14 protein-coding genes and 3 tRNA genes are annotated in these 17309 nt (G+C 72.9%); 3 read left to right on the forward strand and 14 right to left on the reverse strand.

The window, feature by feature from the left end; all coding sequences use genetic code 11:
* The first annotated feature begins 602 nt into the window (after positions 1-602).
* Entirely contained in the window at positions 603-2579 is a 1977-nt protein-coding gene (locus tag HCJ92_RS13825; RefSeq protein ID WP_167933876.1) for a purple acid phosphatase family protein, read from the forward strand.
* 71 nt (positions 2580-2650) lie between these two features.
* Here HCJ92_RS13825 and tesB read toward each other — a convergent pair whose 3' ends face one another.
* From tesB to HCJ92_RS13855, 6 genes are all read right to left on the reverse strand, one after another.
* Positions 2651-3538, reverse strand: coding sequence for an acyl-CoA thioesterase II (tesB, locus tag HCJ92_RS13830; RefSeq protein WP_167933877.1), 888 nt, complete (start codon positions 3536-3538; stop codon positions 2651-2653).
* 66 nt (positions 3539-3604) lie between these two features.
* Positions 3605-4819: a D-mannonate dehydratase ManD gene (gene manD / locus HCJ92_RS13835; protein ID WP_167933878.1), complete on the reverse strand. Its 1215-nt coding sequence runs from the start codon at positions 4817-4819 to the stop codon at positions 3605-3607.
* A 105-nt stretch (positions 4820-4924) separates the two neighbouring features.
* On the reverse strand, positions 4925-5839 hold the full coding sequence (locus HCJ92_RS13840) for a CPBP family intramembrane glutamic endopeptidase (protein WP_167933879.1): 915 nt from the start codon (positions 5837-5839) through the stop codon (positions 4925-4927).
* A gap of 167 nt (positions 5840-6006) precedes the next feature.
* Positions 6007-6080, reverse strand: a tRNA-Met gene (locus tag HCJ92_RS13845).
* Positions 6081-6324: 244 nt separating this feature from the next.
* Positions 6325-6398 (reverse strand) — tRNA-Met (locus HCJ92_RS13850).
* A 74-nt stretch (positions 6399-6472) separates the two neighbouring features.
* Positions 6473-6925 (reverse strand): Fur family transcriptional regulator, encoded by a 453-nt coding sequence (locus tag HCJ92_RS13855; RefSeq protein WP_167933880.1) that lies wholly within the window; start codon positions 6923-6925, stop codon positions 6473-6475.
* Positions 6926-7074: 149 nt separating this feature from the next.
* Here HCJ92_RS13855 and HCJ92_RS13860 point away from each other — a divergent pair, with 149 nt between their 5' ends.
* Positions 7075-8538, forward strand: coding sequence for a catalase (locus tag HCJ92_RS13860; RefSeq protein ID WP_167933881.1), 1464 nt, complete (start codon positions 7075-7077; stop codon positions 8536-8538).
* A gap of 125 nt (positions 8539-8663) precedes the next feature.
* Here HCJ92_RS13860 and HCJ92_RS13865 read toward each other — a convergent pair whose 3' ends face one another.
* Entirely contained in the window at positions 8664-9050 is a 387-nt protein-coding gene (locus HCJ92_RS13865; RefSeq protein ID WP_167933882.1) for a CBS domain-containing protein, read from the reverse strand.
* 162 nt (positions 9051-9212) lie between these two features.
* On the reverse strand, positions 9213-10010 hold the full coding sequence (hisN, locus tag HCJ92_RS13870) for a histidinol-phosphatase (RefSeq protein WP_167933883.1): 798 nt from the start codon (positions 10008-10010) through the stop codon (positions 9213-9215).
* 121 nt (positions 10011-10131) lie between these two features.
* Between hisN and HCJ92_RS13875 the strand changes: the two genes are divergently transcribed.
* The gene (locus HCJ92_RS13875) at positions 10132-10650 is read left to right on the forward strand and encodes a TetR/AcrR family transcriptional regulator (protein ID WP_167933884.1); all 519 of its coding nucleotides are present in this window, start codon (positions 10132-10134) and stop codon (positions 10648-10650) included.
* Between the two features lie 412 nt (positions 10651-11062).
* Here the strand turns inward: HCJ92_RS13875 and rsgA are convergent, their stop codons facing one another.
* From rsgA to HCJ92_RS13905, 6 genes are all read right to left on the reverse strand, one after another.
* A complete protein-coding gene (gene rsgA, locus HCJ92_RS13880) occupies positions 11063-12064 on the reverse strand; it encodes a ribosome small subunit-dependent GTPase A (RefSeq protein WP_167933885.1) in 1002 nt (333 codons plus the stop codon).
* Between the two features lie 12 nt (positions 12065-12076).
* Complete coding sequence (gene aroA / locus HCJ92_RS13885) at positions 12077-13468, reverse strand: 3-phosphoshikimate 1-carboxyvinyltransferase (protein ID WP_167933886.1); 1392 nt, start codon at positions 13466-13468, stop codon at positions 12077-12079.
* A gap of 88 nt (positions 13469-13556) precedes the next feature.
* The gene (locus HCJ92_RS13890; RefSeq protein WP_167933887.1) at positions 13557-14270 is read right to left on the reverse strand and encodes a M50 family metallopeptidase; all 714 of its coding nucleotides are present in this window, start codon (positions 14268-14270) and stop codon (positions 13557-13559) included.
* A 296-nt stretch (positions 14271-14566) separates the two neighbouring features.
* Positions 14567-14639 (reverse strand) — tRNA-His (locus tag HCJ92_RS13895).
* A 119-nt stretch (positions 14640-14758) separates the two neighbouring features.
* Complete coding sequence (orn, locus tag HCJ92_RS13900; protein WP_167933888.1) at positions 14759-15355, reverse strand: oligoribonuclease; 597 nt, start codon at positions 15353-15355, stop codon at positions 14759-14761.
* 155 nt (positions 15356-15510) lie between these two features.
* Positions 15511-16674 carry a helix-turn-helix domain-containing protein gene (locus tag HCJ92_RS13905; RefSeq protein WP_167933889.1) on the reverse strand — a complete coding sequence of 388 codons (1164 nt, stop codon included), beginning with the start codon at positions 16672-16674 and terminating at the stop codon, positions 15511-15513.
* Positions 16675-17309: the final 635 nt, after the last annotated feature.

The following is a 17309-nucleotide window of genomic DNA, read 5'->3' on the forward strand; positions in this document are numbered from 1 at the left end:
GCCTCCGCCGCCGCGCCGTCCCCCACCGACCGCACGGCGGCTGCGGGAGCGGCGCCCGTAGGGTCGCCGACCGGCAGCGAGCCGGCGACCTCCGGCTCGGCAGCGGCCGAGGCGGCACCGCAGCGCACGGAACGCTGAGAGCGTGTGGGAGACCCCACGCCGGGCCCGCGACCCCGGCCACGGCCAGCTGCCGCGTGGCCAGGAACGCCCGAACACAACCCGGCACGAGGGCACCCCTCCGCCGTGCAGCCGACCGCGTCCGACGCCGCGAGCCGATCCGACGCGGGGCCCCAGGCACGCCCTGACGGACACCCGCCGCTTGCCGTCCGCCGTCGTGGCGTCCCGGTGAACTGGCCCAGCGGGCAGGCGAGTTGGACAAAAGTCGCTGGGAAGCCGCAACCGCACGCCGCACGCGGCTCTGACCAGAGGCTATCCCCGTGGCGACCACCGCCGGTCCCGTCGGCCACGAGCGACACCGAACGCCGCCGGCACGTTCATCTTCGGCCGCCTCTTCCGTCATACGACGTTCGGCCGGGATTGGCGGTCGACTGTCAGGGTGCGAGACGACGACGTTCACGTCACTCTCACAGCGAAGGAACGCCATGCGCACTTCAGCTCTACGCCGGCGCCACCTCTGGCTCACCGGCGTGGTCACGGCCGGGCTGCTGGCAACCGCCGGTGCCACGCCCGCCGTTGCGTCCACCTCGGCCTCCACGGCCGCTGCGGGCGCCCCGGAGCGGGTGATCCTCAACCCGACGGCGGACCCCTCCACCTCGCAGACCGTCACCTGGCGCTCGGTGGGTGTCGCCTCGGACCTCCCCGCCTCCGTCGAACTGCGCCACCCCGACGGCCGCGTGGAGACGGTGCGCGCCGCCGTCACCAAGGAGATGGCGGTGCCGGCCGGACAGGCGATCACCTTCGCCGCCGAGTTGACCGGTCTGTCCCCGGCCACCACCTACGCCTACCGCGCGGTCAGCGGTGAGGCGGCCGACGAGTGGAACTCCTTCACCACCGCCAAGGACGGCGACCAGCCCTTCACCTTCACCTGGTACGCCGACGGCCAGAACGACCTCACGGAGAAGTGGACGCCGATCGTCGATCTGACCTCGCGCGCCTTCCCCAACTCGGAGCTGACGATCCAGTCCGGTGACCTCATCGACCTCTCGGTGGAGGACGAGTGGGAGGAGTGGTTCACCATCACCGACGGCGAGCGGCAGACCGAGAACTGGCTGCCCGCCATCGGCAACCACGAGTACAGCCGCGACGCGGCGGCCGACTTCTGGGACGCCGGTTTCACCGTGCCGGACAACGGTCCGCGCGTCCCCGCGAACGCCTCCGCGACGGAGCGGCCGTACCTGGAGATCATCACCGAGCACCTGCGCAACCAGGTCTACTTCACCGACTACCAGGGAGTCCGCTTCGTCCAGCTGAACTCCCACACCGTCAGCCAGAACGCGATCCAGAACGAGCAGGGCGTCACCCTGCCGGCGCTCTCGACCGCCGACTGGCGCACGCTCTTCTACGGCGTCCAGGCGCAGTGGCTGGACCAGGTGCTGGCGGAGGAGACCGGCAACTGGACCGTCGTGACCTTCCACCACCCCGCGTTCTCGGTCTCCTCCGGCCGCAACAACCGCGAGGTGCGCGAGAACTGGGTGCCGGTGATCACCGAGCACGACGTGGACCTGGTCCTCGCCGGCCACGACCACACCTACGGCCGCGGGTTCCTGAACGATGACCGCACCGACGAGCAGGGCGTCACCGACGGCCCCGTCTTCGTCGTCTCCAACTCGGGCCCGAAGTACTACAACCTGGCCCCGGTGAACGACAACGTGTGGACCAACAACGGCGCCACGCAGCTCGTCCGCCACGCCTTCACCTCGATGACCTCCGGCATCCGCGTCACCCCGGACAGCATCTCCTACGAGGCGCTGGTCGTGCAGAAGGGGAACAACCCGACCACCGGGCTTGAGCTGGGCGAGACCATCGACTCCTTCACCATCTCCCGTGGCGACGACGGCTCCAAGCGCGTGACCGAGGGCATCGAGCGCCGCGTCGCGACCGGTCTCGGGGAGGCCGCCGCGGACCCGGTCGAGGGCGACATCGTCGTCGAGGCCGTCGTTCCCGAGCGCGACATCGAGCCGGGCGCGCTGACGCTGACCATCGGTGGCGAGGGCGAGGTCGTCTCGCTGGGCGAGGCCGGCAACGGCGGTGACCGCTGGTCCTTCGGCGCCTCCCTGCCGACCCTGTCGGTGACCGACACCCGGTACGAGGCCGCGGGTTGGTCCGTGACCGGCGGCGCCGGCGACCTGACGGGCACCGGCGGCGTCCTGACCTCCGGCTACCTCGGCTGGAGCCCGCTGGTCCTCGGCGGTGCCACCGCCGAGTCCGGGCCCACCGTCTCCGGCCTGCTCAACGGCGGCACCGGTCTGGCCGGTTCGCACCGGCTCGCCGCCGCGGACGACCACTCCCGGTTCGGCACCACCGAGCTCTCCGCCGACCTGAAGCTCGACGTGCCCGCCGCCACCGCGCAGGGCAGCTACCGCGGCGCGGTCCACGTATCGCTCTTCCCGGTGGACTGACCTCCGGCCGGTTCGCTGAGGGGGCCGTTCGCACCGTCGGGTGCGAACGGCCCCCCGCGTCGTGCCGGGGCTCAGCGGGAGCGGGGCACCCGCACCACGCCCTCCTGTATGACGGAGACCGCCAGCTCCCCGCTCCGGGTCCAGATCTGGCCGCGGGCCAGCCCGCGCCCACTCTGGGTGGTCGGCGAGTCGGTGTCGTAGAGCAGCCACTCGTCGGCGCGGAACGGCCGGTGGAACCACATCGCGTGGTCCAGGCTGGCGCCGACCACGTCACCGACCGTCCATCCGCCGCGGCCGTGGGCCAGCAGCACCGAGTCCAGCAGCGTCATGTCGGAGACGTAGGTCGCCAGGCAGAGGTGGACGACCGGGTCGTCGTGGACACCGGTGAGCGCCCCGGTGGTGCGGAACCACACCTGGGAACGCGGCTCACGCGGGCTGCCGACCGTCGCGAACGGCGGCTCCGCCACGTACCGCAGGTCGATGGCGCGGCGCACGTCCAGCAGCCGCTCCGAGACCGAGGGGTGGACGAACCGGTCCTCGTACTGCGGCAGCATCTCCGCGGCGGTCGGCAGGGTCTCCGGGTCCGGGGCGTCCGGCATCGGCTCCTGGTGCGACAACCCCTCCTCCGCGGTCTGGAAGGAGGCGGACAGGTGGAAGATCGGCTGCCCGTGCTGCACGGCGACCACCCGGCGCGTCGCGAACGAGCGGCCGTCGCGGATCCGGTCCACGTTGTAGACGATGGGGGCGCCCGGGTCCCCGGGCCGCAGGAAGTAGGAGTGGAGCGAGTGCGGCAGCCGGTCCGCCTCCACCGTCCGGCAGGCGGCGACCAGCGCCTGGGCCGCGACCTGGCCGCCGAAGACCCGCGGGATCACGGAGGGCTGGCTCTTGCCCCGGTAGATGTCCCGCTCGATCGGTTCGAGGTCGAGCAGGTCGAGCAGACGGGCCAGGGTCTCGTTCATGCCCCCATTCCTACCGGACGGCTCGCGGTGCCGGGCCCCCGGGCACCGCGAGCCGTCCGGCGTGCGTCACCAGTCGTGGACGGTGCCGTCGGCGAGCCGGTTCACCGGCAGGTACGCCCGGCGGTAGGGGTGCCGGGCCGCAGCGGCCTCGTCGTAGCCGACGCCGAGACCGGGCGCCTCGCCCGGGTGGAGGTGTCCGTCCCCGAAGGTGAAGGCGGCCGGGAAGACCTCGCGGGTGCGCTCCGAGTAGCCGGCGTACTCCTGGACACCGAAGTTGTGCACCGCCAGCCCCAGGTGGAGCGCGGCGGCCATCCCGACCGGGGAGATGTCCTCGGGGCCGTGGGTGGAGCCCTTGATCTGGTGCATCGCCGCCAGGTCGAACAGCTTGCGCAGCGGGGTGACACCCCCGAAGTGGGTCACCGAGGACCGGACGTGGTCCACCAGCTGCTCGGTGATCAACGTCTGGTAGTCGAACACGGAGTTGAACACCTCGCCGATCGCCAGCGGAGTGGTGGTCGCCCGCCGCACCAGGCGCAGCGCCTCCTGGTTCTCGGCGGGCGTGCAGTCCTCCAGCCAGAACGGGCGGTACGGCTCCAGGTCCTTGCCCAGCCGTGCGGCCTGTACGGGGGTCAGCCGGTGGTGGGCGTCGTGCAGCAGCGGCAGCTCGGGGCCGAACTCCGCCCGGACCGCCTCGAAGACGGCCGGGATGTGGCGCAGGTAGGCGTCGGTGTCCCAGTCCTCGACCAGCGGCCGGTCCTGCTGGTGCGGCACCGTGCCGCCGCCGCTGTCCGGGGCGTGCACCCCGTACACCGCGCGCAGCCCCGGGACGCCACTCTGCACCCGGACCGCGCGGTAACCCTCCGCGAGGCGGGCGCGGACCGAGTCGAGCAGTTCCGGCAGATCGCGGCCGTCGGCGTGCCCGTAGGCCGTGAGGCGGTCGCGGCTGGCACCGCCGAGCAGTTGGTACAGCGGCAGTCCGGCGACCTTCGCCTTGATGTCCCAGAGCGCCACGTCCACGGCGCCGACGGCCGCCATCGTGACCGGACCGCGCCGCCAGTAGGCCCCTCGGTGGAGGTACTGCCAGGTGTCCTCGATGCGGTGCGGGTCCCGGCCCGCCAGCAGCGGCGCGACGTGGTCGCCCAGGTAGGAGGCGACGGCCAGCTCTCGGCCGTTGAGGGTGGCGTCCCCCAGGCCGGTGACCCCCTCGTCCGTGGTGATCCGGAGGGTCACGAAGTTGCGGCCGGGGCACGTGACCGAGACGGTCGCGTCGACGATCTTCACGGGCGGTCTCCTTCGGTGGCGCCGGGTGGCGCGGAACGGGCGGGTGACGGTGGCATCATCCCGCCGCACGGCGCCCAGGTGTGAGCCCGACGTGCCCGCGGGCCGTCACGCCAGGACGGGTGCGCCCGAGAGTGCCGCCCACACCATCGTGGCGGCCCCGAGACCGAGTTCGGGGGCGCAGTGGGCGAGGTAGGCAGGCCACAGCGATCCGCTGCGGGCCCGCACCCAGCCGATGAGCAGTCCGGCGGCCCCGGTGGCGACGATCGCCCCGGGGTCGAGGACGAAGCCGTCGCCGGTCAGCACCGCACCGTGCCAGAGCCCGAACCACGACGTGGTGAGGACCAGTCCCCAGCCCACCCGCGCACCCAGGAACCGCCACGGCGTGCCGCAGGCCCGGTCCAGCACCGCCAGCATCGCTCCGCGGACGAGGAGTTCCTCGGTCAGGTTGGGGTGCCCCATGTCGAACAGGAGCCGCTCCACCGACACCGGGTCGGCCTGCCCGCCCTGGTCCGCCAGCGCCCAGAGGCTCAGCAGCGCGGAGAGGAGGAACACCCCGACGACGACGGGCGCCACCGCGCGACCCGAACCCGGCTCCAGCGACCACCGCACCCCGGCCTCCTGCCGGGCCCATCGCCACAGGCAGACGAACAACGCGGCCAGCCAGAGCAGTTCGAGGGTCTTGCCCTGCCAGTTCCACTCCAGCGGGGCGAAGACCCCGACGCGCGGCAACCCCAACGCCCAGCGGCTGCAGAGGATGAGCGCCAGCAGCGCGAGCACGGTCCGGGCCGCCCCGGCAACGCCGCGCAACGCGATCACCAGGAGCGGGGAGACGAGGACGACCGTGAGGAGCCCGTCCGCGGCGGCCGTCGCGACCGCGGCACCGGTGCGGGCGGCACCGGCCGCTCCGGCGACCACCAGGGTGGCCGCGAGGAGGAGCAGCAGGACCGGCGGCAGCCACCGCGGCGTGTCCTGGGGGCCGAGCGGGCGCCCGGGGGGACCAGCGCCCGGGGCGGTAGTCATCCCGGCAGGCTAGGGCGGGGCCCTGCCGCGCGGCGAGCGCGCTCAACACCTTCCCGCCACGGGGCCACGGGGCCACGGGGCCACGGGGCCACGGGGCCACGGGGTCACGGGGTCACGGAAAGCATCGAGACCCGGTTCCATTTCAGGAACCGGGCCTCGATCATGAGTAGCGGGGACAGGATTTGAACCTGCGACCTCTGGGTTATGAGCCCAGCGAGCTACCGAACTGCTCCACCCCGCGTCGGTGTGTGTCTTGACCCTAGCCGCCCGACACCCGGCGGAGCAAATCCGCCGACCCGCCCGCGACCGCCCCCTTCACACGACCGGCGAACCGGCCTGCCCCGGGGCGGAGTTTGCCGCCACGCACCGCGGGCAGCGGCGACAACCGGGGCCGGCGGCGACCTCCGGGCCGGTAGAGCAGATCCCGGGGTCACGGAAAGCATCGAGGCCCGGTTCCATTTCAGGAACCGGGCCTCGATCATGAGTAGCGGGGACAGGATTTGAACCTGCGACCTCTGGGTTATGAGCCCAGCGAGCTACCGAACTGCTCCACCCCGCGTCGGTGTGTGTCTTGACCCTAGCCGCCCGACACCCGGCGGAGCAAATCCGCCGACCCGCCCGCGACCGCCCCCTTCACACGACCGGCGAACCGGCCTGCCCCGGGGCGGAGTTTGCCGCCACGCACCGGGGGCAGCGACCGTAGTAGGTCACCGTGACCTGCGCCACGTGGAAGCCGAACCGCTCGCCCTCGGGCAGCGCACTGAGGGGGTCGTCGGTGAGCCGGACGTCGCGGATCGCCCCGCAGCCGGAGCAGACCAGGTGCTGATGGGCCTCATGGGCGTTGGGGTCGTACCGCCGGACGCGACCGTCCGTGTTGACCTCGATCACCTCGCCGAGGGTCACCAGCTCACCGAGCGTGTTATAGACCGAGGCGCGCGAGATCTCCGGCAGCAGCTCCACGGCACGCGCGTGCACCTCGTCGGCGGTGTAGTGCACGTGTTCGCCGTCCAGCACCTCGGCGATCACGCGCCGCTGCGCAGTGAGCCGCCAGCCCCGGGCACGCAGTCGTCGCAGCAGGTCACTCATGGCATCCACCTTAGCGCGAACCCCTCCGGACCCCGAACAGGTACGGACCGAGTCACGGTCTTGACTTGGACTGAGTCCAATATAGGATCGCATTCAGTCGAGGGCCAGACCCTCGCGTACACCGAGGACCTGAAGGGCGTGACAGGCGAATGACCGAGCAGACTGCGACGGGGCCGCTCACCACCGAGGCCGGCGCGCCGGTCGCCGACAACCAGAACAGCGAGACCGCGGGCCGTGGCGGACCGGTACTGGTCCAGGACCAGCTGCTGATCGAGAAACTCGCCCGCTTCAACCGCGAGCGCATCCCGGAGCGGGTCGTCCACGCCCGGGGCGCCGGGGCGTACGGCACCTTCACCGTGACGGCCGACGTGACCCGCTGGACCCGGGCGAAGTTCCTCTCCGAGGTCGGCAAGGAGACCGAGACCTTCCTGCGGTTCTCCACCGTCGCCGGCAACCTCGGCTCGGCCGACGCCGTCCGCGACCCCCGCGGCTTCGCGCTGAAGTTCTACACCGAGGACGGCAACTACGACCTCGTCGGCAACAACACCCCGGTGTTCTTCATCAAGGACGCCATCAAGTTCCCGGACTTCATCCACACCCAGAAGCGCGACCCGTACACGGGCTCCCAGGAGGCGGACAACGTCTGGGACTTCTGGGGCCTGTCGCCGGAGTCCACCCACCAGGTGACCTGGCTCTTCGGCGACCGCGGCATCCCCGCCTCCTACCGCCACATGCACGGCTTCGGCTCCCACACCTTCCAGTGGACCAACGAGGCCGGCGAGGTCTTCTGGGTCAAGTACCACTTCAAGACCGACCAGGGCATCAAGAACCTGACCCAGGCCGAGGCGGACGAGCTGGCGGGCAAGGACCCCGACAGCCACCAGCGCGACCTCCGCGAGTCCATCGAGCGCGGCGACTTCCCGAGCTGGACCGTGAAGGTCCAGATCATGCCCGAGGCGGACGCGGCGAACTACCGCTTCAACCCGTTCGACCTGACCAAGGTCTGGCCGCACGAGGACTACCCGCTGATCGAGATCGGCAAGCTGGAGCTCAACCGCAACCCCGAGAACGTCTTCGCCGAGGTGGAGCAGTCGATCTTCTCCCCGCACCACTTCGTGCCGGGCATCGGCCCCTCCCCCGACAAGATGCTCCAGGGCCGGCTGTTCGGCTACGGCGACGCCCACCGGTACCGCGTCGGCATCAACGCCGACCACCTGCCGGTCAACCGCCCGCACGCCACCGAGGCGCGCACCCACGGCCGGGACGGCTTCCTGTACGACGGCCGCCACGGCGGGGCGAAGAACTACGAGCCCAACAGCTTCGGCGGCCCCGTCGAGACCGGCCGGGCGCTGTGGCAGCCGGCCACCGTATCGGGGACCACCCAGGAGTCCGAGGCGCCCTCGCACGCCGAGGACAACGACTTCGTGCAGGCCGGTGACCTCTACCGCCTGATGTCGGAGGACGAGAAGGGACGGCTGGTCGACAACCTGGCGGGGTTCATCGCCGACGTCTCGCGCGAGGACATCGCCGAGCGCGCGATCAACAACTTCCGCCAGGCGGACGCCGATTTCGGCAAGCGACTGGAGACCGCGGTCCAGGCCCTCCGCGGCTGAGTCCGCTCGCCGAGGCGCGGTCCCGCCCGGACGGCCCCGCCGTCCCGGTCCGGCGCCGCCCCGCGACGGCCCGTCCCCGCGCCCGACGGCGCGGGGACGGGCCGTCGTCGCGCGCGGCCGACGCCTCAGCGCGAAGCGAGCACCGGGGTCCAGCAGTTGACGATGTCGCGCACCGAGACGATCCCCACCGGGCCGTCGTCGTCGAGCACGATGAGGTGCCGGAAGCCGCCGGCCGTCATGGCGGAGGCCGCCTCCAGCAGCGTCCAGGTGGGCGCCGCGAAGACCACCGCCGTCGTGGTGTGCGCCCCGGCACGCTCGTCGTCGGGGTCCTGCCCCGCGCCGATCGAGCGGAGGACGTCGCGTTCGGTGATGATGCCCACTCCGCTGCCGGCGGGGTCGAGGACCATCGCCGCGCCGACGCGGTGATGGGACATGAGCCGGGCCGCCTCGCGCAGGGTGTGCTGCGGGCCGACGGTCAGGATGATCGAGGTCATGGCGTCTCTGACGAGCATGGGGGCCGCCTCTCTCACGGCTCCCGCACCACGAGAACCGAATCACAAGCTCACAAGCGTGCTTCCGCCCATCGTCACACGCGTCCCGCGGCAGCGACAAGGGAGGCCGCCGCCCGACCGGCCCTTCCGGCCCCGTGGCGGCGCGCCACCACGGGCCCCGACTCAGCCGCCCACGTAGCCGAGCAGCGCCTCGTGCAGCAAGCCGTTGGAGGCCGCGGCGTTGCCGCCGTGGACGCCGTCACGACCGTCGAGGCCGGTGAACCGCCCCCCGGCCTCCGTCACGATGATGGCGTTGGCCGCCATGTCCCACATGGAGAGCTCCGGTTCGGCGCAGAAGTCCACCGTCCCCTCGGCGACCATCATGTAGGGCCAGAAGTCGCCGTAGGCACGCGTCCGCCAGGAGTCCCGCCCCAGTTGCAGGAAGCCCTCCAGCGCGCCGCGCTGCTCCCAGCCGCCGAGGGAGGAATAGGCGAAGGAGGCGTCCTCGACCCGGGTCACCCCCGACACCCGCATCCGGCTCGCAGAGGTGAGGCTGCGGCCGGTGTACGCGCCGCCGCCCTGCACCGCCCACCAGCGGCGCTGGAGCGCCGGCGCCGACACCACCCCCACCACGGGCCGCTCCCGGCCCTCCTCGTCGAGCTCGGTGAGCGCGATGAGGGTCGCCCAGACGGGCACCCCGCGCACGTAGTTCTTGGTCCCGTCGATGGGGTCGATCACCCAGCGCCGCGGGCCCGCCCCCTCGCTGCCGAACTCCTCCCCCAGCACGGCGTCGCGTGGCCGCGTCCGGCTCAGGGAGAAGCGGATGAGCTCCTCGGCCCGTTTGTCCGCCTCCGACACCGGCGTCATGTCCGGCTTGGTCTCGACTGCGAGGTCCAGGGCGCGGAACCGCTCCATCGTGGCGGCGTCGGCGGTGTCGGCGAGCACGTGCGCGAGCCGTAGGTCGTCGTCGTATTCGGGCATGGCGCCACCGTATCCGGCGGGGTGGCCCACGGCCACGGCCGGTCGCGGGGCGTATTGACACCGCCGCGGGCCACCCCGATCCTGTCCCGCAGCAGGCCGAGTGCCGATGCCGGAGGCGACGATGCCCACAGCGCGCGAGTCCTTGCTCGACGCGGCCAGTGCCGCGCTGGAAAGCGAGTCCTGGGCGGAGGTGCGCATGGTCCGGGTCGCTGCGGGCGCCGGCGTCTCACGGCAGACGCTCTACAACGAGTTCGGCGACAAGGCCGGACTGGCCGACGCGCTGCTGCACCGCCAACTCGACGCCTTCGTCAACGGCTTGGAGATACGGCTGAACCGCGCCGCGCGTGCCTCGCGCGACGAACTGCTGGAGCTCCTCGGGGAGTGGATCGTGCGTGCGGCCCGGAGCGACCGCCTGGTGCGCGCCACGCTCACGGGCTGCCGCTGCGACGGGCTGCCCCTCCCGCCGGACGGCGCCGCGACCCTCGTGGGACGCCTCCGCGACCGGGCGGTCGAGGCCCTGGAACGGCGCGGCAACGCCCCGATCGGGGACCCGGGGGCGGCCCGGCGCTGCGAGACGGCAGTGCGACTGGCCGTCTCGCAACTGGTCGCTCCCGGCCCCTCGGTGCCTCGCCGGGGCTGAGAGCGTGTGGGAGACCCCACGCCGGGCCCGCGACGCCGGCTACGGCCATCCGCTGCGTTGTCAGGAACACCCGAATACAACCCGGTATGAGGGCACCCCTCCGCCGTGCAGCTGACCGCATCCGACGCCGCGAGCCCATCCGACGCGGGGCCTCCCACACGCTCTGCCAGCGTGTGGGAGACCCCACGCCGCGCCCGCGACGCCGGCTACGGCCATCCGCTGCGTTGTCAGGAACACCCGAACACAACCCGGTACGAGGGCACCCCTCCGCCGTGCAGCTGACCGCATCCAACGCCGCGAGCCCATCCGACGCGGGGTCTCCCACACGCTCTGAGGCCGACCGCCGGCCACGATGCCGCCGCGCGCCGGCATCGTCCGGGCGTGTCGCCGGACACGGGGCGCGCGGGGACGGTCAGTCGCCCTCGCGCCGCTCACGGGTCGCCAGCAGTCGCCGCAGGCTGTACAGCCGCGCCGGGTCCGCGTGTCCTTCGGCGACCCAGGCGTCGAGGGCGCAGCCCTCCTCGTCGTGGCTGCACGACCGCGGGCAGCCGGCGGTGCCCGGTTCGAGGTCGGGGAAGGCGAGGACCACCCGTGCGGGGTCCACGTGGTTCAGGCCGAAGGAGCGGACGCCCGGGGTGTCGATCACCCAGCCCGGATCGTCCGGCAGCGGCAGGGCGAGCGCCGAGGTGGTCGTGTGGCGACCGCGGCCGGTCACTTCGTTGACGTGACCGGTGGCGCGGGCGCGGTCGGGGATGAGCGCGTTGACCAAGGTGGTCTTGCCGACACCGGAGTGGCCCACGAACGCCGTGACGCGGTCCTTCAGCAGCTCCCGCACCCGGCCGAGGGTCGCCTCGTCGAAGGACTCGGCACTGGTCACGACATGCCGCACCCCGATGGTTCCGTAGCTCTCCAGCAGGGTCTCGGGCGAGGCGAGGTCGGACTTGGTCAGGATCAGCAGCGGGTCCAGTCCGGCGTCGAACGCGCCGACGAGGCAGCGGTCGATCAGCCGGGGCCGGGGCTCGGGGTCGGCGAGCGAGGTGACGATCGCCAACTGGTCGGCGTTGGCCACCACCACGCGCTCGAAGGGGTCCTGGTCGTCCGCGGTTCGCCGCAGCACCGACCGGCGCTCCTCGACCCGCACGATCCGGGCCAGGGTGTCCGGCCGGCCGGAGTGGTCCCCGACGATGGCGACCCGGTCCCCCACCACGACGCCCTTGCGACCGAGTTCACGGGCCTTCATGGCGGTGACGGTCCGGTCCTCGACGAGGCAGGTCAACCGCCCGCGGTCGACGGTGACGACGAATCCCTCGACGGCGTCCTCGTGCAGCGGTCGGCGGTGGGTGCGGGGGCGGCTCCGGCCGGAGGGCCGCACCCGGATGTCGTCCTCGTCGGTGTGTTTTCCGTAGCGGCGCATGCCGTATCGTCCTCAGGCTCTCGCCCGCGGGGCGGTCCCGGCCGCGGCGTCGCCGCTGCCCGTACCGCCCGCCAGCATGCGGTGCCACATCTCGGCGAAGTCGGGGAGCGTCTTGCCGGTGGTCGCGATGTCCTCCACCTCGACCCCCTTCACCAGCAGCCCGATCACGGCGCCGGCGGTGGCCAGCCGGTGGTCGTCGTAGGTGTGGAAGACGCCTCCGTGGAGCGTGCGGGGGCGGATGTGCAGCCCGTCCGCGGTCTCGGTCACGTCCCCGCCGAGCCCGTTGATCTCCCGCGTGAGCGCCGCCAGTCGGTCGGTCTCGTGGAGTCGCAGGTGCGCGACGCCGCGCAGCACCGACTCCGACTCGGCGAGGGCGGCGACCGCCGCGATACCCGGCGTCAGCTCGCCGACGTCCCGGAGGTCGACGTCGATGCCGTGCACCCGCCCGGTGCCTCGGAGGGTGAGGCCGCGCTCGTCCACCACGCACTCACCGCCCATCTCGGTGAAGATCTCCCGCAGGGCGTCGCCGGGCTGGGTGGTCTCGCGAGGCCAGTCGGGAATGGTGACGGCACCGCCGGTGAGGAGCGCTGCGGCCAGGAAGGGCTGGGCGTTGGAGAGGTCCGGCTCGACCACCAGGTCCCGCCCGCGCAGCGCGCCGGGCATGACCCGCCAGACCCCGGCCTCGCCCCCGGAGTCGGGGGAGTCGACCTGCGCGCCGGCGCGGCGCAGCATGTCCACGGTCATCCGGATGTGGGGCACCGAGGGCAGCACGGCGCCGCTGTGGCGCAGCTCGATCCCGCGGTTGAAGCGCGCAGCGGGCAGCAGCAGCGCGGAGACGAACTGCGACGAGGCGGAGGCGTCCACCTCCACCCGGCCACCCGCGAGCCCGCCGGCGCCGTGGACGGTCATGGGCAGAGCGCCGCGCCCGTCGTCCTCCACGCGGGCGCCCACCGACCGCAGCGCGTCGATCACGCCGTGCAGCGGGCGCTCGTGGGAGCGGGGGTCGCCGTCGAACCGGACGGCGCCGTCGGCGAGTGCGGCCACCGGCGGCAGGAACCGCATCACGGTGCCCGCGTTGCCGACGTCCACCGCCGCCGCGCCGCGCAGCGGTGCGGGGATGACACGCCATGCCTCGCCCCCGGTGCCGACGCCGCCGGGCCCGGCCGAGGCCGAGGCGACCGTCTCCTCGACGCCGACGCCGAGGGCCCGCAGCCCCTCGGCCATCAGCAGGGTGTCGCGGGAGCGCAGCGGGCGCCGCAGCCAGCCGGGCTCACCCGCGAGCGCGGCGAGGATCAGCGCGCGGTTGGTGACCGACTTGGAGCCGGGCACCGCCACCGTCGCCTCGACACCGCCGTGGGCGGTCGGTGCTGGCCAGAGCGGGGCGGGAGCGCTGCGATCCGTCATGAGGCCACTCTAGTGCGTCACCCAGTGTCACCCGATCCTTCCGGTCCCCCGCCCGGGGCCCGCGGGCGGGTGACGGGCGCCGGCTGCCTCAGAGCTCGACGAGCCAGCGGGCGGCACCGACCAGGGAGAGCAGCGTCACGGCGTGGAAGAGCAGCAGCCAGGCCGCCGCCGGCAGGCCGGTGAGGCGGGCCAGCTGGTCGGCGTCGGAGTCGCGCGCCCCGCCGCGGCGCCGCTTGCGCTGGAGCTCGAACACCGGCCGGATACCGCCGAGGAGGAGGAACCAGACGGCGACGTACGCGAAGGCGGCCTGCACCTCGGGGCCGGTGAGCCAGGAGACGAGCAGGAAGAGCGCCCCGGTCGCGACGACGGTGACCACGCCCCAGAGGTTGCGGATCATCAGCAGCATCGCCAGCAGCAGCGCGGTCGATCCCCACAGCAGCATGGTGATGCGGCCCGCGCCGAGGAGTGCCGCGCCGGCCAGTCCGAGCAGCGAGGGGGCGATGTAGCCGGCCGCCGCGGTGAGGACCATGCCGAAGCCGGTGGGCTTGCCGCGGGAGACGGTCAGGCCGGAGGTGTCGGAGTGCAGCCGGATGCCTTCGAGCTTCCGGCCGGTGAGGAGCGCCACCAGGCCGTGGCCGCCCTCGTGCGCGATGGTGACGGCGTTGCGCGTCACCCGCCAGACTCCCCAGGGGGAGACCAGCGCCAGGGCGATCCCGGCGGTGACCAGCACCAGCCAGAGCTCCGGGGCGGGCTGGGTCCCGGTGACCCGGGACCAGAGTTCGTTGATGTCTGCGATGTCCATGCGTCCCTCGGCGTGCGGCGGGTCGGCGGCATGCCTCCCCCGTCGTGCGGTCCGTCAGTCCACCGGCCGTCGCGGCCCTGGCGGGGCCGGGCGGGCGGCGGGGGGCCGATCCTATGCGGGGTCGGGGTACGGACGGTGTGAGAACCGGGCACCGTCGGACGGGGCGCCCCGGGACCGCTGTCCCGCACCCGGTGGGGCAGCGTACGAGAGGCGGGACACCCGCGCGGGTGAGAACGGACGAGGCCCGGATCTCCGGGCGGGTTTCCCCGCCCGGAGATCCGGGCCTCGTACTACAGGGTGAGTGACGGGACTTGAACCCGCGGCCACCTGGACCACAACCAGGTGCTCTACCAACTGAGCTACACCCACCATGACCGGCTCTTTCGCACCGGCCGATATGAGTGTACAGGGTTCCGGGGGGTGCTCGCGCACACGTTTTCGCGCTCCCCGGGCCCGGGCTCCGGGCCCCGGCCGAGGTGTGCCCCGGTTCAGTCGAGGGTGTGCCGGGCGGCGATCTCCCGGGCCGCGGCCGAGTCGGGTCCGGGCTGGGGCACGAACACCGCCTCGCGGTAGTAGCGGAGTTCGGCGATGGACTCGCGGATGTCGGCGAGCGCCCGGTGGTTGCCGCGCTTCTCCGGGCTGTTGAAGTAGGCCCGCGGGTACCAGCGGCGCGCCAGCTCCTTCACCGAGGAGACGTCGATGATGCGGTAGTGGAGGTGACTCTCCAGCTCCGCCATGTCGCGGGCGAGGAAACCGCGGTCCGTGGCCACCGAGTTGCCGCACAGCGGCGACTTGCCGGCCTCCGGGGCGTGTTCGCGGACGTAGGCGAGGACCTGCGCCTGGGCGTCCTCGACCGTGGTGCCGCCGGCCAGCTCCTCCAGCAGGCCGGAAGAGGTGTGCATCTGACGCACCACCTCGGGCATCTGCGCGAGAGCCTCGTCGGGCGGCCGGATCACCACGTCCACACCGTCCCCGAGGACGTTCAGCTCGGAGTCGGTCACGAGGGCGGCCACCTCGACGAGTGCGTCGGAGGACAGCGAGAGGCCGGTCATCTCGCAGTCGATCCACACCATGCGATCGTTCATGCGCCCACCCTACGGCGTGGTCGGCGCCGTCGGGCCGGTACGTCGCCCCCGGCCGGCGGCGGGGCGACGTGCGGGAACGCCTCGGCCCCCCGGCGGGCTGCCGGGGGGCCGAGGCGTGCGCGAGGGACCGGGCCGGACGACCGGTCCGCCGGGCGTCACTGCGGTGGCCGCGCCCGTTGCTGCGGGAGTCGCGGCGGGTAGACGTCGACCGGCGCCTTGGTGCGCGTCGGCGGCTGGCCGACCGCGGCTGCGGCCTGCTGCTGCTGCTGACGCGCCCGGTAGGACGCCCGGTACGCCGCGGGCGACGAACCGAGCTGCCGGCGGAAGTGTCCGCGCAGGGCGACCGGCGAACGGAAGCCGCACCGCCCCGCCACCTCGTCGACCGAGTAGTCGGACACCTCCAGCAGTCGCTGTGCCTGGAGCACCCGCTGGGTGATCAGCCACTGCAACGGCGCACTCCCGGTCAGCGACCGGAAGCGGCGGTCGAAGGTGCGCCTGCTCATGTAGGCACGGGCGGCGAGCGTCTCCACGTCGAACTGCTCGTGGAGGTGCTCCAACGCCCAGGCCACGACCTCGGCCAGCGGGTCGGCGCCGATGTCCTCTGGTAAAGACCTGTCCAGGTGCCGTTGCGGCCCCTGGGCGGCCTCCGCCGCGGGTGGACGCCGCGCCGGGAGCACCAACCGCCGGGCGAGTGCCTGTGCCGCCTCGGGCCCGTGGTCGACGCGCACGATGTGGAGACACAGGTCGATGCCGGCCGAGGTGCCCGCCGAGGTCAGGATGGAGCCGTCGTCGACGAACAGCTCCCGGGGGTCCACGTGGACCGACGGGAACCGCTTGGCGAGCGTGGGGGCGTACATCCAGTGGGTGGTCGCCAGTCTGCCGTCCAGCAGGCCGGCAGCGCCGAGCGCGAACGCACCCGTGGAGAGGCCCACCACGCGGGCCCCCTCACTGTGGGCACGCCGTAGCGCGGCGAGTGCCGGTGTGGGCGGCGGCCCGGTGATGGAGCGCCAGGCGGGCACGATGCTCGTGCCGGCCCGCGAGAGCGCTCCCAGACCGTACGGGGCTCTGAGTTCGAGTCCTCCGGTGGTGCGTAGTGGTCCGTCCTCACCCGCGCACGCGAGCAGCCGGTAGCGCGGTACTCCCGAGTCCTGGCGGTCGACGCCGAACACCGAGAGCGGGATGGAGCTTTCGAACAGTGGGCTTCCGCTGAACAGCAGCACCGCGACGATCTCACGGCGGCGTCGGGTGGCGAGGCTGTCCACCGCGAACGAGCGGTGCCCCTTCGCGGGTTCGGGGCCGTGCATTGGGTCCTGGCTCATGCTCCTCAGTTCCCTCGGTTGTCGCATCCTCTCGGTCCTGCACGTTTCCCCCGACGTGTTTGCCAAGATCGAATCTACTGCGTCGGACGAGGTGGGCGGGACCAGTTCGGCACCCGCCGCGCTTCGACGACATTGCTCCGTGGCGCGAAGCATTCGCTCAGGAAGCGTTCCATGCCCCGGCGGTGGACGGAAGCGGGCCTCCCGCCCCAACTCCCCCTGGGCAGCGCGTCTCACGCACCGCTCGGGCGCCGCGGGCAGCCACGGGTCCTTGCCTGTCACACAGCCACTGAGCCACCGGGGCCCCCTCACCGGCCAGGGAAGTTGGCCGAAAATAGGAGTTATGACGGACTGGTTCGGCCGACGGTGATCAGGCCGGCCGGGAGGGCGCACCACCCGGCCGGAACCCAGCGGCGGCACCGCTGACATTCCGCCACAGATAGAACACGCTCGGCCACCCTTTCCGCAAGGCGGCATCGCGAAGTGATGACGCGCGCCAGGCGGCACGACGGGACGCACCCGCCGCGACCTGCGCCTCGACCGCGGTTCCGGGGCGACAGCGGCGGACGCCCCCGCGCCGACCTTCCGCAGCGCGGCGGGCGCGGCCGACGGATACGACCGCCCGCGCGCGCGACGGG

This window comes from Streptomyces spiramenti (assembly GCF_012034385.1).
Taxonomy (GTDB): domain Bacteria; phylum Actinomycetota; class Actinomycetes; order Streptomycetales; family Streptomycetaceae; genus Streptomyces; species Streptomyces spiramenti.